This is a genomic window from Flavobacterium azizsancarii (assembly GCF_027980145.1).
Taxonomy (GTDB): Bacteria; Bacteroidota; Bacteroidia; order Flavobacteriales; family Flavobacteriaceae; genus Flavobacterium; species Flavobacterium azizsancarii.
This window is the reverse complement of the sequence record NZ_JAMZNK010000007.1, coordinates 51,952-71,625: the sequence shown is the minus strand read 5'-3', so window position 1 is coordinate 71,625 and position 19,674 is coordinate 51,952. Positions and strand designations below refer to the sequence as shown.

Below are 19,674 nucleotides of genomic sequence, written 5' to 3'. Positions count from 1 at the left end.
ATAATTTAGACACTTTTATGTGTAATAAAACTAATTACTTAACTCTCTTTTTAATACCTGCAATCTGTTTGCAACAGAAGCATTGTATTGTTGATCACCTATTCTTAAAATAAATCCTCCAATAATTGATGGATCTACTACATTTTCAATTGTTATTTTTTTATCTGACAACGTTGCGATTTTAGCTAAAACTTTAGCTTCTAAATCTGCATCCATTGCAATGGCAGTTGTAACTTTTGCTACTTCTGTACCATTACCTTCATCAAATAACTTACTGTATTCTAAAGAAATTGCCTCTAGAATCTCGAATCTTTTGTTTTCGAATAATAAATGAAATAAACCTTTAGTTACACCATTTATATTTGCAAAAACTTCTAAAAGTGCACTTTCTTTAACTTCAACTTTTATAGTTGGGCTTTGAATAAAAGTACTCAATTCTTCATTACCGCCAATTGTCGAAGCAATTGATTTCATGTCGTTATTTACAGCTTCGGCAATACCTTTAGAGTTTGCTAAGTCTAGAATTGCTTTTGCATAACGAATTGCTGCTCTTGTACTTGCCATAATATTAGTTTAACTTTACGTCACCTAACAACTTCTCTACTAATTTAGTTTGAGATTCTTTGTTAGATAATTCCTCTTTCAATAATTTTTCAGCAATGCTTAATGATAAAGTTGAAACTTGTAATTTCAATTCTGCCATAGCAGCATTTTTTTCATTTTCTATCGCCAATTTAGCTTGCGCTATTAATTTTTGACCTTGCTCTTGTGCTTCATTTTTAGATTCAGCTATCATTTGCTCTTTCATTTCACGAGCTTCTTTTAACATTGCATCACGCTCTGCACGAGCTTCTCTCAAGATACGCTCATTATCAGCAGTTAAATTCTGCATTTCTAAACGAGCTGCTTCAGCTGATGCTAAAGCTTCATTGATAGATTCCTCACGACTTTTTACAGCACCTAAAATAGGTTTCCAAGCAAATTTTGCTAAAAGAAAGAAGAAAACAATAAAGATAATTGTTGTCCAAAAAATTAAACTTTCTGGTGAAGTTAATTGCATAACATTATATATTTAAAAATTGTTTGTCGTTTTTGAAAAAACTTCCTGAAGCCAACCGCTACAGGAAGTTTAATTTTTTTTAATTATGCGTTTGTGATTAACGCAACAACTACTGCGAAAAGTGCAACACCTTCAATAAGTGCAGCAGCAATAATCATAGCAGTCTGGATTTTTCCAGCAGCTTCTGGTTGACGAGCAATAGCGTCCATTGCAGAACCACCAATTTTTCCAATACCAAGACCTGCACCAATTACAGCTAATCCAGCTCCGATTCCAGCTAATACCATAATAATAAATTTATATAGTTAATAATTAATAAAACTCTGATTAATGATGATCATGCTCTTCAACAGCCTGACCAATAAATAATGCTGAAAGCAAAGTAAATACATACGCTTGCAAAGCAGCAACTAATAATTCTAATACACTCATGAACAAAACAAATGCTCCGGCAACTGGCCCTACTGCAATGCTTTTGAAAATGAAGATTAAAGAAACTAAACTCAAAATGATAATGTGACCAGCAGTAATGTTTGCGAACAAACGAATCATTAATGCAAATGGTTTAGTCAACATTCCGATAATTTCTACAGGAATCATAATTGGAGCCAACCAAACCGGAACTCCAGGTGTGTTGAAAATATGTCCCCAGTATGATTTGTTTCCGCTTAAAGTTGTAACGATAAAAGTAATAAAAGCCATTACAAATGTAAAATAGATATTACCTGTTAAGTTTGAACTGAATGGGAAGAATGGAATTAATCCAATAAGGTTATTGATCCAGATAAAGAAAAAGATAGTCAAAAGGTATGGCATATATTTACCTGCCTTTTTTTCACCAATATTTGGAACAGCAATTTCGTCTCTAACATAAGTAACTAGTGGCTCTAAAAATCCAGCTAATCCTGTTGGTGCTTTTGGATTTTTCTTATATGATCTTGCTACAGCAAAAAATAAGAAAAACAAAATAATTGCTGACATCAACATAGAGAAAACATTTTTAGTGATAGAAAAATCTAAAGGTCTTGCATCAAAAGCAAAAGCACCTGTGTTTTTCTGATCCGCTGTCATTGTCTCAAATTTGTCAGCATAAAAAATTATTTCTTTATAGCGAACTAATTTCTGACCATTAATATCAACAACATGTTCTCCTGAATTATCGTGGTGAAATTTTGCAGATGAAAAAATCTCCAATCCATTATTAGTCCATAAAATAACCGGAAGGCTAAAAGAAATAGGGTGACCATTCCAGTCAGCAATATGAAAATCGTGAGAATCCCCAATATGTGAATTGATTAATTCACTAGCATTAAATTCTTTTTCTATTTCGTGACCAACAGATTCTCCGTGACCTGCTGCTTCTGTATGACTTGCTTCTGTTGACTCAACAGTTTCATGTTTTACAGAAACACTATCAACAGGGGTTGAAGCGAAATTAATCGACGAACTAAGTGCTAATAAGGTAACTAATAAGTACTGGACTGGTTTATTTGAAATTATCATTATAAAATCTGTATCTAATTTTAGGTTCCAAAAATTTTTTGCAAAGGTACATTTAAAATTGAAAATTGAAAATTTATGGGTGTAATTTTTAATATTTAGATTTTTAAAGACCAATCTTCCTGTTAATAAAGCAATTAACCTTTATTTATTAACCGAATAGTAAAATAGGTTTCGAATAGTAAAAATAAAAAATAAGGTATAAAAAAAGTACTCAGGTCAAATATTGGGTCTTTAACATGTGCTTTTATTAATGGAATCAAAAATACAATAGCTGCCATCATTCTAAAAAAACTGGCTCCCAAAAAAGCAAAACCTGTGTATTGAGGAGCATTTTTATGCACAAAAATTAAAAAAAGATAGACTAAAAATGTAGCTATTATATTAAACAAATAAATACTCCACGCGGAATAAAAAAAAACTAATTTCTCTGATAATGATTGCATCGCAAAATATTGCGCAACAAATAATGCAACTGAAAAAGGGATAAAATACTTAAGAAAATCGATCGTTTTATTCATTATTTATTTAAATTTTTAACTTGTCTGATAACATTGTAAAGTGCCAGGAAAACAGAAAATAACGAAAGAATTATAGTCCATAAAGAACCTCCGTTTGAATATTTTTTATCTAACCAGACCCCTAAATAAGAAAACAAAAATATAATAATTCCCATTTGAATTGGAATATTCATTAATGCCAGCCATTTATTATTTGATTTATTATTCGGTTCCTTTTCCATCCTTTAAGGTTACTTCTTTATTATTTGTTAGCATGGTACAAGTAGCTGTAAAATCAGCTCCCGGTTCTATAGAAAGTTTACCCACGGCAACTTCTCCATGAATCTGTGCAGATGCTTTTATATTAAGGATTTCCAGTACTTTAATTTTTCCCTGAAACTCTCCTTCTATATCCGCATTATTGCAAATAATTTCCCCTTTTACAACACCTGATGCTCCTATAACCAATTTTCCCTGCGAGGTAAAGTTTCCAATTAATTCGCCATCTAATCTAAAATCAGCTTTAGAAACAATATCTCCTATTATTGAGGTTCCTTCTACTATTCTATTGGTTTTTCCTAAAAGGTCAGTGCCGTTTTTTTTGACTTTATCAAACATGATTATGGGTTTTTTGGGGCTAAATAAGCCTCAAGATTTTTCTTAATTTGTATTACTTTATAATTTTCACTCGACATAATAATTGCCGGATGTGAGATTTTATATTTTTTATCGTCTCTTAAAACTCCTGAAACATCTTTGGCATACGCTTCAGATTTAACTCCGTGAATAACCACAAAACTTTCTGTTTTGTTATATTTATCTAATGAAGTGGTCAATCTTTCGAAGTTTTCAACTGCTAAAAATTTCTTGATTGCTTCTTCAATTTGTTTTGCTGTTTTAGTGTCGTCTTTTGGAATTGCATAAATAATTTTCCAATTTTTAGTGTCGACTGATGAAAAATCAAGTTTCTCTAAACCAGGAATTTGCTTCTCTAAAATTTCTCTTGCATTTTTACCTTCATCACTATTTGGATAATTATCGGCAACATTTTCTAACCCTTTTTTGTAGGCTGCCAAACCATTTACTTTTCCTAAAATATTTGCTTTCAGCAATTCGTATTTAGAAACAATTTCATCACCGGAATATTGATTGATCAAATTATCGATATTATCCAAAACGGTATCAAACTGTTCTTCCTGAAATAATTTATACCATTTTTGATATTCTTTTTCAGGAGATGCTAAATCATCTGTATTTGCATTGTTTATAATTTGTGCATATCTCGAATTTGGATATTTCGTCGTAATATCAAATTTGACAGATTCTGCTTTTGCCGGATTCGTAATTTGATATATTTTGTACAAATTATACATCGATGGTAAAATCAATTTTTCCTCCGGATTATTTTTTAATAATTGCTCCAGTTTTTCACTGGCCAAATTATATTCCTTAAATTTCTCTTTATAAATAAGTCCTAGCTGGTAATATGCAAAATTACGTTCCACACCAATACTATCTATAGCAGACTTTGTTTTTGGAAGTTGTTTTTCGTAAAAATCAGTGGTGTATTTTTCAACAACTACAGAATCTTTTAATTTATTGGCTAAATCCTGATTGTCGCTTATTGTATCATTCATTGCGGCATTATTAGCTGATTTTATTGCGGCTAATCTCCAATTTCCGTCTACGGTTCTGTTACCCCATAATTTCTTAAATTGTAATTTTCCATAAGCAACAGTGGTTGGATTATAAAAATAAAAAGTGCTTGCTGTTTCATTTCCAGCTGGAGGATTAAATGCTCCAATACCTGGATCGCTTTTTCCTATTGCATTAGGATTTACGGCCGTTGGTGTATTGCCTGAGTTTGTATTACGATCTATATTGGCTAATCTTTCCTTTTCCTTTTCTTCTAAAATGCGTTTTGCTTCATCCTTCTTTTTAAGTTCTGCAATATAATTTTCGAAATATAATTTTCTGTCAGGAGCAGGAAGACCATATACATTAATGATACTATCATTGCGTTTTGCAATTCCTTCGTATTTAATAACGTTATCTAAATTTTTTCTGTTTTTTTGGATAAAAGCAAATTCTCTGGTTTTAGGATCCAATTTTACCAATGTACTGTCATAATATTTGGCAGCCAATGTATAATTGGTGTTTTTAAAATACATATTCCCAATATTTCTATATGTGGAAGCGATCAAATAAGAATCTTTAGATTTTCTATCCAATGATTTATTATAAAATATCAAAGCACTGTCCTGTACTTTATAGTTATCATAAAAAACTCCCATCTCATAAAACAGGATATCATAATAGGGTCTGTTTTCACGGTCTGTAACTAGCTTATTATAGGCTTTGAGAAACATTTTTTTATCATCATATTTATAATCAAACATTTCTGCTTTATTAGCATAAGCATGCATCATATATTTTCGATCTGCTTTTCGATTCATGTCAATTACGCCGTTGTAAAAATAATTTGCACTGTCTTTTTTACCGGCTTGCTGATACATCTGAGCTAAAATAAAGCGATATCGCGTTTTGTCTTCATTTATTTTAGTAAATTTTTCTGCAATTCTAAGTTTGGCAACAGCACTGTCTTTTTCTTCCATATTCAAAAATGCTTCTGCTAATAAAGCATTTGCATCTGAAAAGGTTTGCTTATTAAGGTCTGTGTTTTTTAATAATAACTTAATGTTTTTTAAGGCAATAGCATCATTTCCTAAACGCATATTGGTTTTTTCGCGCCAGATTTTTGCCGTATAAATATTACTGCTGTTAGGATATTTATATAAGATATAATTGAATGCTTCAAGCGCCGGAATAAAGCGCTGATCATAATATCTGGCTTTCCCGAGCATTAAATATGCTTCATCAATTTGTGAATTTCGTTCTCTTCCTCCAATATTCATGGAGTGTTTTTGAATGGCTTTTGTTGCTTTGGTCTCTGCCTTTTCAAAATCTGCGTTTTTTGCTTTTTCTTCTTCCGAAAAATTTTCATCGATTTGCATTTTCTCAATCGGCAGAGTCCTCCAGAAATTATCCTGATTATTGGCCTGAATAGATTTTAAACCTTTGTCAAGGCCAATTCCACCGTTGTACAAAATGTTATATTTTGTACTTAAGGCATGCGAATTCCTGGCTAAAAAAGTATTTTTCTTGGTAGAACAAGCTATCAAAAGAAACAAAAAGACAAGAAAAAAACTATATTTTAGGGTATTCTTTTTCAATAGAAAGAGTTTAAATCAATTAACTTCTAAAATGAATTTTTAGTATAATGACTTGTAAAAATACGCTTCTTTTTGAAATATAGAAGCTTATACCGCAAAAAACGATTCTAATTCTTGTAAGGTTTCTTTTGAAGTTTGAATATCTTTCACAATCTCACCTTTATTAAGTGCTACTATTCGATCGCAAACCTCTACTGTATGCTGTAAATCATGGCTGGAAACCAAGACGGTAACATTTGGATTTTCAGCCAGATCTTTTATTATTTTTTTTAATCTGCTTACGGTTGTCGGATCTAAATTAGCAAAAGGCTCATCAAGAATAACCACTTCAGGATTACCAATAAGCGTGGCAATTATCCCCACTTTCTTTTGATTTCCTTTGGATAAATCTCTTAAATATTTTTTATTATTTAGAATTTCTCCATTAAAAAACTCTTCATGGCTGGCTAACAAAGCATCAATATCGGCTTTGTTTTGATGACGCAAATCGCCAATAAAATAAAAATATTCCTCAGGAGTTAAATATCCTATCAAAAAACTTTCATCAAGAAACGATCCTGTAAATGATTTCCAGTTTTCACTCGTATTCACCTGAATAGTATTGCTAGTGATATTTCCTGTCGAAGGCTGAATAAGATCTAATAATAAACTGAAAAAAGTTGTTTTTCCTGCTCCGTTATTTCCCACTAATCCAAAACTTTGTCCTTTTGGAATTTCAAGATTATCAATGTTTAAAACTTTTATTCCGTTATATATTTTTGAAAGTTGATTTACTTGTATCATTTTCTATCTTGTTTAATTGTTGATTTGGTTAATCGTTAATTTGTTTCGTTTTAATCCGATAAAAAAATTATCTCATTATCAAATTAGCACATTCTCTAATTATTCTAATTCTTTTGTTTATAAGCACTTATCGTACTGTATTTCTCGATTTTATATCTTTTTTCGATCAGTGAAAAAACCTTGTCTTTTAAGATAAAACCTAAAGCCCCTGCTCCTGCAACTAATGATAATCCAAGAGTTTTATTTCCTAGATAAAGACCAATGGCATAAAGTCCCAAAGGCAATAATATTTTAGGTAATGTCAATAACATTGCGCTTACATTAAAAGCTTTTTTATCTCCAAAAGCTCCACCGGCAGAACTTAAATCAATTGGTGTTTTTGTAAATGCCCCGCCTAAAAGTACTAAGTGTGAATTTACTCCAATATTATAAATCGCACCAACAATAATTGTCAGGTAAATTTCCCATCCGTAAAAAAGATAAAATGATGCAATTATTGTCGAAATAAAAGTAGCAATAACAATCAGCCACCATTTTGAAGTGATGTAACCGCGATACGGAATGTTTTGTGTCATCATTAATTGATAATACGAACTATCCCAACTTGGTACAAACTGACCAAAGACAAACAAAAATCCTCCTGAAACAAATATTCCGGCAAAAATATGCATTACTTCAGGCTGTTGCGTGTTTCCAAAAAAGATGAAACCGTAAAACAAAAAGAAAACACTCATGACAATAGTCGTTTTAGATCTTTTATTTCTCTTAATTAGTTTGATATCATTTTTAAGAAAAGTTCCCAAAGTCCCAAATTGATTCAGCCATGCAAGATTTTCAGTTTCTGCAATATCCGCTTTTTTAGAAAGTCCGGCATCTAAAAATAAATTATTTTTAAAGTACTTAAAAGTAAATGCATACAATGCAATTAACACTAAAACGGGAATCAAAAACAATCCTTTTACAGCATAAAATCCCTGAAACGCCGGAGTTGTAAAGCTCGTAATATCAAATACCTTATAATATTGTGCCGCCGCCAGTAAAAGAATTGCTCCTATAAAAACAACAAACAATTTATCGATATTACTTAAAATAATATTTAAAAAATTGTTGATATATATTAATGAGAAAGCTGCTAACAGCCAAAAAATAACTCCTGCAATATCATAACCTTCCAGAGCTAGCACAACCGAAAATGGAATGAAGAAAAGAGCGTGTACCCAATTAAAAAAAGACAATGCAGTTTTGCCTAAAGAGAAATGAACAATTGTTGGTTTTTTGAATGGTAAAATCAATAAAGGTTTTATGTTCAAAACCGGAATTGCCTGCATTAACAACCGAATTACGAGGTCAAACAGAAAATAATAAATCAAAAATTGATTGATGGTAACTAATGGTTCCAGGTTCATTTTTCGCAATACATAAAATGCTCCTACTCCCATACCTATAAAAAGTATCGAAAAATAGATCATCAAAAAACCAATTAAAATTTTCATTGCCACATTTACTCCAAAGGAGGCAGATCTGGTAAAGGCTTTCCATTCTAGATAAATAAACTTTTTAATCATGGTTATTTGGTTTTCAGTTTTGTAGTAAGAGATCAAATGTAAGTAAACGTTACAAAAAAAGTTAAAAATAATTATTTCGTACCTGACATTTAATCTCCGTTTGCTACTTTTGCATAAAATATACAATCATGCCTTCATTTTTAAAACTCATAATTAAAGAGGTAAAACGCGAAACATCAGACGCCGTTTCTGTACTTTTTAATGTTCCGGAAGTACTAAAACCAGACTATAAATTTATAGCTGGACAATACATAAATCTAAAATTAACTCTTGATAATCAGGAGATTCGTCGTGCTTACTCTATTTGTTCTGCACCGGAAAGCGGTGAATTGCGAATTGCTGTAAAAGCTGTAAAAAATGGTTTGTTCTCTCAGTTTGCCAATACCAGACTTAAAGCCGGTGATGTTCTTGAAGTTGGTCATCCTGAAGGAAAATTTACTTTTGAACCTGATGCTGAAAGACAAAAAAACTATGCTGCTTTTGTTGCCGGAAGCGGAATTACTCCGGTACTTTCGATTATAAAATCAGTCATGAAAAGCGAGCCAAAAAGCTCATTTATAATTGTTTACGGAAATAAAACTCCTGAAGAAACTATTTTTTACCAGGAATTACACGATTTACAATTGCAATATGTAGGCCGCCTTTTCGTGCATTATGTTTTTAGTCAGGCTAAGGCAGAAAATGCTTTGTTTGGCAGAATCGAAAAATCAGCAGTAAATTTTGTTCTCAACAACAAACACAAAGAATTACAATTTGATAAATTTTTCCTATGCGGACCAGAAGAAATGATTGATACTGTTTCTGCTATTTTAAAAGAGAAAAATGTAAAAGAATCAGCTATTAAATTTGAACTTTTTACCTCATCATCACAAGAAAATCAAATCAATACTTCATTAGAAGGACATACAAAAATCACAGTTTTAGTAGATGACGACGAAGTTTCGTTCGAAATGTCTCAAAAACAAACCATATTAGATGCGGCCCTAAAACAAGGAATCGACGCTCCATATTCTTGCCAAGGCGGAATTTGCAGCAGCTGTCTTGCCCGTGTAACTTCTGGAACTGCCGAAATGACTAAAAACTCTATTTTGACAGACAAAGAAATTGCTTCAGGATTGATCTTAACTTGTCAGGCACATCCAACATCAGAGTCTATTTATGTAGATTATGATGATGTTTAGATTTTAAAATTCCAATGGCGTAATAAATTCCAATAAAAAATTCCAAATTCCAAATTCCAACTTTACAATTGGAGTTTGGAATTTTTTTTGTTTTATAATTATTAGCAATCTTTGCAAATTTGAAATTGAATTTATTTTTATGAGATCTGTACGAGAAATTTTTAAAGGCAAGGAATATCTTTTAGATGAACCTGAAATTGAGAAACTTGTAGAATATTGCGAAGAACTGCAAGAATTGTCGAGTTTAAATATCAGAAGACGAACAATAAAGAACTCGCAATGCTGGATATGCTCAAAGAAGTCATAAAAGGTTGTAATGCCATGGAAAAAGAACAAATGGAGCATGAAAGATTTGGTTATGAAGCTACAAATTCGAACCTTAAAAATTATATTTATAGCAGATGTCGCGATGAGAAGATAAGGTTGTAATAAATTTCAATCTCCAAGCTTCGGCATAAATCCCAACTATACAATGAAATGTGGTGAACTATTTCTTTATCAGAGCTTAAAACCTGACAAAATTTTACTCTCTATTTTCCCTTTTCTAACTATAATCAAAAAAACACTATTGAGCAATAAATAAAAAAGCATGTAAGTTTTTGGTTATTTTCTAAAAAATGCGGCAAAATTTTACTATATTAGTAGTTCAATACAGCTGATCATTCTTCTATCTCTTAAAATAGATTTGTAAAGCTATTTCTGATTGTCAACATAAAATTTAAATATCATGGCAATGCATCACTACCTTCGTCTGTCTTTTATATTACTTTTTGTAATAACAGCTTTTATTTCTATCTACTTTATAATAAAAAAAAGGAAAAACAAAAAAGTACCTAAACTACTTTCAGAAGAAAAGTATAATTTATCAATGGCCGAGGGAATGACAGAAATATCAGTCTCTAATGATCTTTTTTTTAATATTTGGCCTTATGTAAGTGAATTAAAAGCAGCCAAAATTTTATCAAGAAAAATTAAAGAATCTGAATTGGTACATAAAGTTTACAGAAATTCAACCGAAAATTTTGAACATATTTTACTCGCTACTGAAAAAGAAAATCATTTTGTGAAAGTCGTAGTTGATACAAACAAAAAGAAAGCAATGGGTTATCTTTTTCTTGATTTATGAGTAATGAAGTAATCTTTGTCAAAGTTTAAAACTTTGACAAAGATTACTACGTATTTCTAATGCAATAAAATTAGAATTTTCTATGATAACTGTGACTGAATCCTGGAAACTATTTTCTCTGGAGAAATCGTTCTCATCGCATCTTCATAACCTTCAACAATTTTGTTTCCGTAAACTGATGTTGGTAATTTTGGATATTGATTTCTGTCTGAGGTTAAAACATTTTCCATAGTTTGATTGAATGGCAAAAATCCTGCGTACGGATGTGTCGCTCCCCAAAGTGTAACAACTTTTATTCCTAACATTGCCGCAATATGAGCGTTTCCGGAATCCATAGAAAGCATAACATCAAGATTACTAATCAATTGTAATTCTTGCTGAAATTTAATTTTTCCAGCCATATTGATTACATTTTCAAATGGTTTTGCAAGTGAATCCAGAATTTCGATTTCTTTCTTTCCTCCTCCAAAAAGTAAAATTTTATACGACTTATTCTCAGCTAATTTGGCAATTACTTCCTGCATTAAATCCTGCGGGTAAACTTTAGAATCATATTGTGCAAAAGGAGCAATTCCGATTAATTTTTGATTATTGTCACCGATAATTTCTAAGATATCTGCGCTCAATTTTGCCTTTTCAGGGAATGTTGGATTCGATAAATCTAAAGGAAATCCAAGTTCTTCGAACACTTTTGCATGTCTTTCGAACATTGTTGGCAATTGCTTGAAAATCTTATTTTCCGCCCTTGTTAGTTCTTTTTTACCTTCTCTTCCTTTGTCGACTGTGGCTCTTTTTTTTCCGCTTAAAGCGAAAAGTAAGCTCACAATTTTAGATCTAAGAACGTTATGAAGATCGGCAAAAGCATCAATTTTAAACTTTTTAACATCTCTAAATAATCTCAAAAGTCCTGAAAAACCTTTATGACGCTCTTTTTCATCAAAAGCAAAAAACTCTAGATTGGGAATTCCGTCAAAAAATGGCCTGAAAAACGGACGTGAAATTACGGTGATTTTTACCTCTGGATATTGTTTTACAAATGCGCGTAAAACAGGAACCGTCATGGCGACATCTCCCATTGCGGAAAGTCTCATGACGGCTATATGTTTAATTTTATTGGACAAATTTTGACTTTTAAAAATTAATTGTGAACAACTTCCTTATTCTAACTTACTAAAAAACATTCTTTTATAAAATTATATTCTTTTCTAATTTTGCTTTTTAGCCCAGATTGAAATGGAAATCCTGGAGCAAAAAAATAAAGTTTCCTGTTTAAAAAAAGCGACCAGCGGAAGCTCTTTTTTGAACAATAGAAACTCTATTTTTTTGTGTCCCGATAGCTATCGGGATGAAATGAAAAGCTGGAAATATACCTCCAGAAATTATTTCTTATTTTGATATAAAACAGGATTTAATTCATCGTCATTGTACATTTTCATTTGTTTGTACACTTTCATGAATTTATCTCCGTTTTCGATGTCAGTCAATAAATCATCAATCGCTGTTGATAAATCAGTTCTTTGTTCTAAAAGAATGTTTAATTTTTCCTGGCATTTATCTCTATGTTCTTGCGAAGCTTCTGCACGATTAGCTTCTTCATTCATGTGATAAATTTTTAGGGCCAAAATAGACAATCTGTCAAAAGCCCATGCAGGACTTTCAGAATTGATTTTTGCACCATCTTTTACTTTTACATCGCTGTATTTTTGTAAAAAATAGCTATCGATATATTCCACCATATCAGTACGTTCCTGATTAGATGCATCAATTCTTCTTTTTAAAGTCAAAGCTGCTACCGGATCAATTTGCGGATCACGAATAATATCTTCAAAATGCCATTGAACAGTGTCAATCCAGTTTTTTAAATATAATAAATGCTCGAATTTATCCTTAGGATAAGGATTGTTTATAGGTTGATCAACATTATCAAATTGATGATAATCTTTGATGCTTTGTTCGAAAACAGAATATGCTAATTTTGAAAACATGTCTTTATTTGTTAGAGTTACAAAGATACTTTTTATACTTTTATCGTGCGAATAAAACGATGAAATTTTCGTTATCGTACTGTAACCATTGATAATTCTAAAATTTTACTATGAAAATCCATTATATATCTGAGAATAATAGCGTCTTGAATCATTTTTTAGGTCAAATAAGGAATATAAATGTTCAGAACGATAGTATGCGTTTTCGAAGAAATATAGAGCGAATTGGCGAAATTATGGCTTATGAACTGAGTAAGGATCTTGCTTATAAAAATGTAGCAATTCAAACTCCGCTTGGTATTAAACAAACTACCGAAATTGAAAGTGACCTGGTTTTATGTTCTATTTTAAGAGCTGGTTTACCGCTTCATAATGGTTTTTTGAACTATTTTGATCACGCCGAAAATAGTTTTGTTTCGGCTTGCAGATATCATCCAAATAATGATGCTGAATTTGAGATTAGAGTTGAATATCAAGCTGTTTCAAACATCAATGATAAAACTGTTTTGCTTCTTGATCCAATGTTAGCAACGGGTCAGTCTATCGTTGCAGTTCATGAAAAATTAATTCAGAATGCAACCCCAAAAGAGATTCATATTGTAGTGGTTATTGCTGCCCCTGAAGGAATTGCTTTTCTTGAAAAAAGCCTTCCTGAAAACTGCCATTTATGGGTCGCTTCTTTAGACGAAAATTTAAATGAAAAAAATTACATTGTTCCAGGTCTTGGTGATGCTGGCGATCTTTCTTACGGCAGTAAATTATAGCTGAGAAAAAAACGTAAATAAACTACACAAAATCAATACATAAAAGACAATTTCGTTGTTGAGTTTTTGCTGCATATATTCTACATGACTTGAAGCCATAATGGTCAAAGGCGCAATACTAAACAATAACAAATCATTGCTTTTATCCGGTGAAACAATGAAAACAAGAGCTGCAATAAAAAAACAGGCTACTATTTTTTTGTATGAAGAATGTACTATTTGAGGTCGATTTGACAACGTTGTAAGCATTGAAGTTATAAAAAACAAAGCCACTGCAACGTATATTGAAAGTGCTCCGTTTTCATAATTATTCTTGAAATAATTAATATTAAAATCGATCACAGTATTTTTCTGGAAAAATTGAATTATATCAATATGGAAAATTAAAGAGATCAATAAAAAGATTATTGACACTGCCATTAGCGCTATAAAAGGTAAAATCCAGTTTCTATAATCTCTGGAAACATGAAAAATAATCGATATAAAAACCAATATTAAGAAAAGAATACACCAAAATTGAAATAAAGAAGCTATTAAAATCCAAAAAGAAGCATCGAATATTTTTTCTTTTGAAGCTTTTAGGGATTGTAACGAAATTAATCTTCGAAGTGCCAAAAGCACAAAAAAGTTCGCATATACTACATTCGCATTATTAAAAATCGTGGGGAAAAATAATATGAACAATAAGTAAAAAAATATCGTGTAACCGTTGTCCTTACTGAGTCCGTTTTTTTTTACAATGAAATTAATCAGGAAAAATGAAGCCAAAATAAAGAGTAACAAACTTACTTTTTGGAACGCCAAAAAATAAGAACTCACCCATGATGGATCTTTAATTTGAAAAATAAAAAAGAAAACCAGTATCAAAATTACGACCAATGAATAATTTAATGGCGTAGATTTTTTAAAAACACTTGTTATCATAAGGATATTTTATACTTTTGTGATTGTAAATATAATACTTGTTTAAAAAGGAAAACCAACAAGTTGAAAAAAGATTCTTTATTGAATTTTGTCTTCAATGCGTTAAAAACAATAAATAACATATAATTTTATAAATTATGACAGCTTTTTTTGAAGGAATACAATACTTATTCGTTAACATTTTATTTGCTCCACTTGACTTTTTACGTCGCCTAGAACTTGTTACTTGGTTTGGTGCTAATACTATTAACTGGATTTTTATGATCATCTGCGCAAGCGCAATTGTTTACTGGATTAAACAATTACGCCTTTTTGATGCCGCCGGAACAGAAAATCAAGATACTACAGCTCACTCTTTTTTAAAGTAAGTCGAAGCCAATATCTTTTCTAAAATACATCTTATCAAAATTTAGTTTATCTATATTTTGGTAAGATTTTTTTATGGCCTCTTGAAAATCATCTCCATAAGATGTTACAGTCAATACACGTCCTCCATTACTAACGACATTATTGCCATCTAATTTTGTTCCTGCGTGAAAAACTATAGAATCTGTAATATTTTCTAAACCTGTAATTACTTTTCCTTTTTCAAAATCTTCAGGATATCCTCCGGAAACCACCATAATTGTAGTCGCACTTCTTGGATCAACTTCTAATTCGAAAGTATCTAACTTTTGATCTGCCACAGCTTGAAACAATTCAACCAAATCAGATTTTAATCTTGGTACTACAACTTCAGTTTCAGGATCACCCATTCTTACGTTGTATTCAATAACAATTGGTTCGTTTTTCACATTGATCAAACCAATGAACACAAAACCTTTATATTCGATTCCGTCTTTCTGGAATCCTTCGATTGTTGGTTTTACGATACGTGTTTCGATTTTTTCCATCAAAACAGCATCAACATAAGGAACTGGAGAAACTGCTCCCATTCCGCCTGTATTTAATCCTGTATCACCTTCGCCAATTCGTTTGTAATCTTTTGCCGTTGGAAGAATTTTATAGCTTTTTCCGTCAGTCAAAACAAAACAGCTTAATTCGATTCCGTCCAGAAATTCTTCGATTACCACTTTAGAACTTGCTGCTCCAAATTTTTCATGAACAAGCATGTTTCTTAATTCCGTTTTAGCCTCTTCAAGATCCTGAATAATCAAAACTCCTTTTCCAGCCGCTAATCCGTCTGCTTTTAAAACATATGGAGGTTGTAACGTTTCAAGAAATTCACATCCTTTTTCTACTGTTTCGGCGGTAAAACTGTCATAAGCTGCTGTTGGAATATTGTGTTTCATTAGAAACTCCTTTGCAAACTCTTTACTTCCTTCAAGTTGAGCGCCTAATTTTGATGGTCCGATAACCGGAATATGCTGTAAACTTTCGTCATTTTTAAAAAAATCATAAATCCCTTTTACCAAAGGATCTTCTGGCCCTACGACCACCATTTTTACATTTTCCTGAATTACAAATGCTTTTACAGCATCAAAATCAGTTGGAGACATTGCAACATTTGTAGCAATTGCAGCCGTTCCCGCATTTCCTGGTGCAACAAAAAGTTTTTCGCAAAGCGGACTCTGAATCATTTTCCACGCAAAAGCATGTTCTCTTCCGCCTGATCCCAATAGTAAAATTGTCATGTGTAGTTATATTTAGTTGTGGTGCAAAAATAATTGCTTTTGTACGTAAAAAATAATTAAATCTTAAAAAGTTGTTCATTCTTATCTGTTAGTAATTTGATACTATTTTTTTTGATGAAAATTAGTTCGCAAATGATTTCTATTTTTTATAAGCCGTAAATTAAAACAGTTTAAATGCTGCTTTTAAATATAAATAAAATCTTACATTTTCTTTTTAATTAAAAACTTATGGAGGATCATTCTTTACTTTCTGAAGAAACTATTTCTAATAAAATATATTATATACGCAACCAAAAAGTGATGCTTGCTTTTGATTTAGCTATGCTTTATTGCGTTGAAACTAAGAGAATAAATGAGCAAGTAAAGAGAAATTTAACTCGGTTCCCGGAAGATTTCATGTTTCAACTTACTGAAAATGAGTTTAAAAATTTGAAGTCGCAAATTGCGACTTCAAGTTGGGGCGGAAGCAGAACATTACCTTTTGCTTTCACAGAACACGGAGTTTTGATGCTTTCCAACGTTTTAAAAAGCGACAAAGCAATTCAAACCAATATACAAATCATGCGCATTTTCACCAAAGTGAGACAAATGCTCTTGGATACAACAGAAATTAAAGTTAACATTCTTCAAATTCAAAAGAAATTAGAAAATGACGATAAAAATATTGAATTGTTTTTTTCTTATTTGGATGAATTGACTGAGAAAAAAGAAAATGAAAGTGAACGGGTGAAAATTGGATACAAGAAATAAGTCGCTCTTTGAGTAACTCATTATAATCGGATAGGAGCCTAGGGATTAATTCCCTAGGCGACCTTCCACACCACCCGGCATACGGATCCGTACCAAGGCGGTTCTTAATTTACGATACATTTTAAGATAGATACCTAACCTAAAGTACTTCCGTGAGGTTGTTTTCAGTTATCCCAATAAAGGTCTGCACTCCCTGGTAGCTGTCGGATTCCGTCCTATCCTTTCCAAGGTAGTTATCAAATTACTTGATATTTTCTGCATTCGTGCCTTCATAGGTAACATTCATTTACTACTCACTTAATTAAGTTCAGTCCTTCGGTACTCATTTACAGTACCTACTATGACCTCTGCTGACTTCTTATAGCAATTGTTATCCATAAGTGCTTTTCTTAAAAAAAAAACTCCTCCTATGTCTATAAGACCTCCCCAGGTAAGAACGACAACTTTCCTCTCATATACCTGCTATATTTACCATGATGTTTCCGTACAGTTTTGGACTTCAGTTTGTGTTGCAACCTTATCCAACATCTTTGGCCTTTTATATAGTTTCTGTTCGTCAGGTCAAGAGTTTGCCTACTGCTTCCTTCAGATTCCACCTCGCGATGGACACCCTTGCATTCAGCTAACACTTCCCACTGTAAAGGCGTGTTCGGGACTTACACCCTAGAGTTATCGCCCATGCTGGGCACACAACAAAAAAACCTCGTTTAAAATAAATTAAACGAGGTTTTATTTTGAATAAAAAATATTATTTTTTTGATTCTTCGATAGAAACTTTTCTAAACTCTTTTAAAAGTTTTTCAATTTCTAAAGTAGATTTACGAGCTCTTGCTCCAGCAGCTTTAACACCTTTTTCTGTCAAAGATTCAGCTTCTGCTTTAAATGTTTCAATTTCGGCGTGGATTTTTTCTAATAGATCTTTCATGCTTATAAGTATTAAATTAAGGCGCAAAAATAAAAGTTTGTATGATAGATACAACATATTTCACGTTAAAATTATCATCGTTTTTCAGACTTTAATTTAACATTAAATTTACTCCACTTTTTTCTCTTTCGCCCAGAAGAACCAATGCCCTACTAATCAATTACTTATTAACAAAATTACAAAACAATATGCTTTAGCAAGCTCTAAAGGGCGACTGAAAAAAAGTTTATTTTTTTCTCTAAATCACAAAAAATGGTCTTAATTTTTAACCTTTGAACGCTAAAAGGGCAGAATTAAATTGAGAATATGGGTAACAATCACTCTACTAACTGCTGATTTACGTAAACATTTTTAAAATTGACACCGTTTATTATGCTTTTATCAATATCTGTTTTAACAGATTCAATTTTTAAATTTTCAAATGTAAAATTTGATAAACGAACATTTGGATCATTTTCTACACCATAAAAAGTATCACATTTAAGGTCGATATTTTTTAAGGTAATATGATCTCCGTAAGATAATGGAACATCCGGACGGCCTTTTAAATCAAAAAATTGTTTCCAGGCAAAAACAGCAAGACATGTTTTTGCTTCTCCTTTTATATCTTCTACTCTGATATACTCATATCGCTGTGGCGTATCCGGTCTCATTTTTAGCCATAACAATCTTGAAGCTCCATTAATTTTACAATTACGCATAATCACATTCCTGTTATGAATCGACTCACTTCCGTTTGTTAAGGCTGAATGACAAAATCCGAAAGTACAATCTTCGATAATAATATTGGAATTGGGTCCATTGTTTTTATCCTGATCTGCATAAGGTCCTTTTCCTCCTTTTAATGCAATTGCATCATCATTTACAGACATAAAACATCCTTTTACTAAAAAATTGGTACAAATATCAATATCTATTGCGTCTGTACTTGGTGCTTTTACACCAATATCTGGCGAAAAGATATAAAGATCGAGCAGTTTTACATTGTTACATTTATAAAAATGATTGGTCCAGAAACCTGAATTAATCAGCTTTACATCCTGAAGCTGTACATTATTCGAATTCCAGACAAAAATTAATCTTGGTCTTGATACTTCGAGATTGGTACATTTTGGATTTTCTTTACGACGTTCCCAAAAGGCTTCCCAATATTTTTTCCCGTTTCCGTTAATGGTTCCTTTTCCTGAAATCGAAAAATTATCAACTCCGTAAGCGTTGACCAAAGCCGGAAAATAATCCAGATTCTGACCTTCCATTCTGGATGGCATAATTGGAAAATCAGCAATATTATCAGAACCTTTTAATACGGCGCCTTCAGATACATGCAAAGTAGTTTTTGGTTTAAAAAACAAAGCACCGCTAAGGTAAACGCCTTTGGGAATCACAATAACTCCTCCGCCGTTTGCAGCAGCTTTATCAATTACTTTCTGAATGGCAATGGTTTGAATTTTAGTACTGTCCTTCCCTACTCCAAAATCTGTAATGGTGTATTTTTTACCTAAATCTTTTAATTGAATTTTAGAGTAATCCTTAAACCAATTTGTAATTGCGGTTCCATCAGGAAATTTATCATTTGCATAATTCTGTGAGAATGATACTTGCGTGAAAGCAATGAAGCAGAGTAAAATTTTAAAAATATTTTTCATTGTGATTTGTTTTAGTGTATGTTATCTTTTTTTATCATATTGTTGGTTATTTACCTTTGTTAAAGTTTAAAGCTTCGCCAAAGGTTTGCGTAATCTTA

The 19,674-nt window shown here is 31.8% G+C and carries 21 protein-coding genes; 6 read left to right on the top strand and 15 right to left on the bottom strand.

Translation table 11 applies throughout. The annotated features are described in order from the left end of the window. Positions 1–30: 30 nt before the first annotated feature. The 9 genes from atpH to NJT12_RS06415 all read right to left on the bottom strand — a co-directional run bounded on the left by atpH (position 31) and on the right by NJT12_RS06415 (position 8,641). Positions 31–564: an ATP synthase F1 subunit delta gene (gene atpH, locus NJT12_RS06455; RefSeq protein ID WP_271335067.1), complete on the bottom strand. Its 534-nt coding sequence runs from the start codon at positions 562–564 to the stop codon at positions 31–33. Between the two features lie 4 nt (positions 565–568). Beyond that, a complete protein-coding gene (locus NJT12_RS06450; RefSeq protein WP_271335066.1) occupies positions 569–1,060 on the bottom strand; it encodes a F0F1 ATP synthase subunit B in 492 nt (163 codons plus the stop codon). An 83-nt stretch (positions 1,061–1,143) separates the two neighbouring features. Further along, entirely contained in the window at positions 1,144–1,347 is a 204-nt protein-coding gene (gene atpE / locus NJT12_RS06445) for an ATP synthase F0 subunit C (RefSeq protein ID WP_039113322.1), read from the bottom strand. Positions 1,348–1,387: 40 nt separating this feature from the next. Continuing rightward, on the bottom strand, positions 1,388–2,563 hold the full coding sequence (gene atpB, locus NJT12_RS06440; protein ID WP_271335065.1) for a F0F1 ATP synthase subunit A: 1,176 nt from the start codon (positions 2,561–2,563) through the stop codon (positions 1,388–1,390). Positions 2,564–3,080: 517 nt separating this feature from the next. Further along, positions 3,081–3,302 (bottom strand): AtpZ/AtpI family protein, encoded by a 222-nt coding sequence (locus NJT12_RS06435; RefSeq protein ID WP_271335064.1) that lies wholly within the window; start codon positions 3,300–3,302, stop codon positions 3,081–3,083. Continuing rightward, positions 3,283–3,678: a bactofilin family protein gene (locus tag NJT12_RS06430; RefSeq protein ID WP_271335063.1), complete on the bottom strand. Its 396-nt coding sequence runs from the start codon at positions 3,676–3,678 to the stop codon at positions 3,283–3,285. Before NJT12_RS06430 ends, NJT12_RS06435 begins: the two co-directional genes overlap by 20 nt. A gap of 2 nt (positions 3,679–3,680) precedes the next feature. Next, on the bottom strand, positions 3,681–6,293 hold the full coding sequence (porW, locus tag NJT12_RS06425; protein ID WP_271335062.1) for a type IX secretion system periplasmic lipoprotein PorW/SprE: 2,613 nt from the start codon (positions 6,291–6,293) through the stop codon (positions 3,681–3,683). An 87-nt stretch (positions 6,294–6,380) separates the two neighbouring features. Next, positions 6,381–7,076: an ABC transporter ATP-binding protein gene (locus NJT12_RS06420; RefSeq protein WP_271335061.1), complete on the bottom strand. Its 696-nt coding sequence runs from the start codon at positions 7,074–7,076 to the stop codon at positions 6,381–6,383. A gap of 104 nt (positions 7,077–7,180) precedes the next feature. After that, entirely contained in the window at positions 7,181–8,641 is a 1,461-nt protein-coding gene (locus NJT12_RS06415; RefSeq protein ID WP_271335060.1) for a DUF5687 family protein, read from the bottom strand. Between the two features lie 128 nt (positions 8,642–8,769). Here NJT12_RS06415 and NJT12_RS06410 point away from each other — a divergent pair, with 128 nt between their 5' ends. The 3 genes from NJT12_RS06410 (at position 8,770) to NJT12_RS06400 (ending at position 10,948) form a co-directional block, all read left to right on the top strand. Beyond that, entirely contained in the window at positions 8,770–9,822 is a 1,053-nt protein-coding gene (locus tag NJT12_RS06410) for a ferredoxin--NADP reductase (RefSeq protein ID WP_271335059.1), read from the top strand. 216 nt (positions 9,823–10,038) lie between these two features. After that, on the top strand, positions 10,039–10,251 hold the full coding sequence (locus NJT12_RS06405) for a hypothetical protein (protein WP_271335058.1): 213 nt from the start codon (positions 10,039–10,041) through the stop codon (positions 10,249–10,251). 298 nt (positions 10,252–10,549) lie between these two features. Continuing rightward, positions 10,550–10,948 (top strand): hypothetical protein, encoded by a 399-nt coding sequence (locus NJT12_RS06400; RefSeq protein ID WP_271335057.1) that lies wholly within the window; start codon positions 10,550–10,552, stop codon positions 10,946–10,948. A gap of 80 nt (positions 10,949–11,028) precedes the next feature. Here the strand turns inward: NJT12_RS06400 and NJT12_RS06395 are convergent, their stop codons facing one another. Further along, complete coding sequence (locus NJT12_RS06395; protein WP_271335056.1) at positions 11,029–12,039, bottom strand: glycosyltransferase family 9 protein; 1,011 nt, start codon at positions 12,037–12,039, stop codon at positions 11,029–11,031. A gap of 288 nt (positions 12,040–12,327) precedes the next feature. Beyond that, positions 12,328–12,933 carry a DUF4254 domain-containing protein gene (locus tag NJT12_RS06390; protein WP_271335055.1) on the bottom strand — a complete coding sequence of 202 codons (606 nt, stop codon included), beginning with the start codon at positions 12,931–12,933 and terminating at the stop codon, positions 12,328–12,330. Between the two features lie 110 nt (positions 12,934–13,043). On the opposite strand from NJT12_RS06390, the gene upp reads away from it, so the two are divergent. Further along, on the top strand, positions 13,044–13,697 hold the full coding sequence (gene upp / locus NJT12_RS06385; RefSeq protein WP_271335054.1) for a uracil phosphoribosyltransferase: 654 nt from the start codon (positions 13,044–13,046) through the stop codon (positions 13,695–13,697). On the opposite strand, the gene NJT12_RS06380 is transcribed toward upp, so the two are convergent. After that, on the bottom strand, positions 13,692–14,621 hold the full coding sequence (locus NJT12_RS06380) for a DUF6427 family protein (protein ID WP_271335053.1): 930 nt from the start codon (positions 14,619–14,621) through the stop codon (positions 13,692–13,694). The two genes, upp and NJT12_RS06380, sit on opposite strands and share 6 nt — an antisense overlap. A 137-nt stretch (positions 14,622–14,758) precedes the next feature. Here NJT12_RS06380 and NJT12_RS06375 point away from each other — a divergent pair, with 137 nt between their 5' ends. Continuing rightward, positions 14,759–14,989 (top strand): DUF6341 family protein, encoded by a 231-nt coding sequence (locus tag NJT12_RS06375; protein ID WP_271335052.1) that lies wholly within the window; start codon positions 14,759–14,761, stop codon positions 14,987–14,989. Here NJT12_RS06375 and purD read toward each other — a convergent pair. Then, a complete protein-coding gene (purD, locus tag NJT12_RS06370) occupies positions 14,981–16,255 on the bottom strand; it encodes a phosphoribosylamine--glycine ligase (protein WP_271335051.1) in 1,275 nt (424 codons plus the stop codon). The genes NJT12_RS06375 and purD overlap by 9 nt on opposite strands. Before the next feature lie 228 nt (positions 16,256–16,483). Between purD and NJT12_RS06365 the strand changes: the two genes are divergently transcribed. Beyond that, positions 16,484–17,005 carry an ORF6N domain-containing protein gene (locus NJT12_RS06365; protein ID WP_271335050.1) on the top strand — a complete coding sequence of 174 codons (522 nt, stop codon included), beginning with the start codon at positions 16,484–16,486 and terminating at the stop codon, positions 17,003–17,005. A gap of 748 nt (positions 17,006–17,753) precedes the next feature. Here the strand turns inward: NJT12_RS06365 and NJT12_RS06360 are convergent. Both NJT12_RS06360 and NJT12_RS06355 read right to left on the bottom strand, forming a co-directional pair. Beyond that, a complete protein-coding gene (locus tag NJT12_RS06360; protein WP_271335049.1) occupies positions 17,754–17,930 on the bottom strand; it encodes a histone H1 in 177 nt (58 codons plus the stop codon). Between the two features lie 317 nt (positions 17,931–18,247). Next, on the bottom strand, positions 18,248–19,576 hold the full coding sequence (locus NJT12_RS06355) for a rhamnogalacturonidase (RefSeq protein WP_271335048.1): 1,329 nt from the start codon (positions 19,574–19,576) through the stop codon (positions 18,248–18,250). Positions 19,577–19,674: the final 98 nt, after the last annotated feature.

Bases quoted from the DNA above. Each gene is read 5' to 3' on its own strand.
- NJT12_RS06355 (WP_271335048.1), bottom strand. From the start codon at position 19,576: ATGAAAAATATTTTTAAAATTTTACTCTGCTTCATTGCTTTCACGCAA.
- NJT12_RS06360 (WP_271335049.1), bottom strand. From the start codon at position 17,930: ATGAAAGATCTATTAGAAAAAATCCACGCCGAAATTGAAACATTTAAA.
- NJT12_RS06390 (WP_271335055.1), bottom strand. From the start codon at position 12,933: ATGTTTTCAAAATTAGCATATTCTGTTTTCGAACAAAGCATCAAAGAT.
- NJT12_RS06380 (WP_271335053.1), bottom strand. From the start codon at position 14,621: ATGATAACAAGTGTTTTTAAAAAATCTACGCCATTAAATTATTCATTG.
- NJT12_RS06400 (WP_271335057.1), top strand. From the start codon at position 10,550: ATGGCAATGCATCACTACCTTCGTCTGTCTTTTATATTACTTTTTGTA.
- NJT12_RS06430 (WP_271335063.1), bottom strand. From the start codon at position 3,678: ATGTTTGATAAAGTCAAAAAAAACGGCACTGACCTTTTAGGAAAAACC.
- NJT12_RS06435 (WP_271335064.1), bottom strand. From the start codon at position 3,302: ATGGAAAAGGAACCGAATAATAAATCAAATAATAAATGGCTGGCATTA.
- atpE (WP_039113322.1), bottom strand. From the start codon at position 1,347: ATGGTATTAGCTGGAATCGGAGCTGGATTAGCTGTAATTGGTGCAGGT.
- upp (WP_271335054.1), top strand. From the start codon at position 13,044: ATGAAAATCCATTATATATCTGAGAATAATAGCGTCTTGAATCATTTT.
- NJT12_RS06410 (WP_271335059.1), top strand. From the start codon at position 8,770: ATGCCTTCATTTTTAAAACTCATAATTAAAGAGGTAAAACGCGAAACA.
- atpH (WP_271335067.1), bottom strand. From the start codon at position 564: ATGGCAAGTACAAGAGCAGCAATTCGTTATGCAAAAGCAATTCTAGAC.
- atpB (WP_271335065.1), bottom strand. From the start codon at position 2,563: ATGATAATTTCAAATAAACCAGTCCAGTACTTATTAGTTACCTTATTA.
- NJT12_RS06415 (WP_271335060.1), bottom strand. From the start codon at position 8,641: ATGATTAAAAAGTTTATTTATCTAGAATGGAAAGCCTTTACCAGATCT.
- purD (WP_271335051.1), bottom strand. From the start codon at position 16,255: ATGACAATTTTACTATTGGGATCAGGCGGAAGAGAACATGCTTTTGCG.
- NJT12_RS06420 (WP_271335061.1), bottom strand. From the start codon at position 7,076: ATGATACAAGTAAATCAACTTTCAAAAATATATAACGGAATAAAAGTT.
- NJT12_RS06450 (WP_271335066.1), bottom strand. From the start codon at position 1,060: ATGCAATTAACTTCACCAGAAAGTTTAATTTTTTGGACAACAATTATC.
- NJT12_RS06395 (WP_271335056.1), bottom strand. From the start codon at position 12,039: ATGAGACTTTCCGCAATGGGAGATGTCGCCATGACGGTTCCTGTTTTA.
- NJT12_RS06365 (WP_271335050.1), top strand. From the start codon at position 16,484: ATGGAGGATCATTCTTTACTTTCTGAAGAAACTATTTCTAATAAAATA.
- NJT12_RS06375 (WP_271335052.1), top strand. From the start codon at position 14,759: ATGACAGCTTTTTTTGAAGGAATACAATACTTATTCGTTAACATTTTA.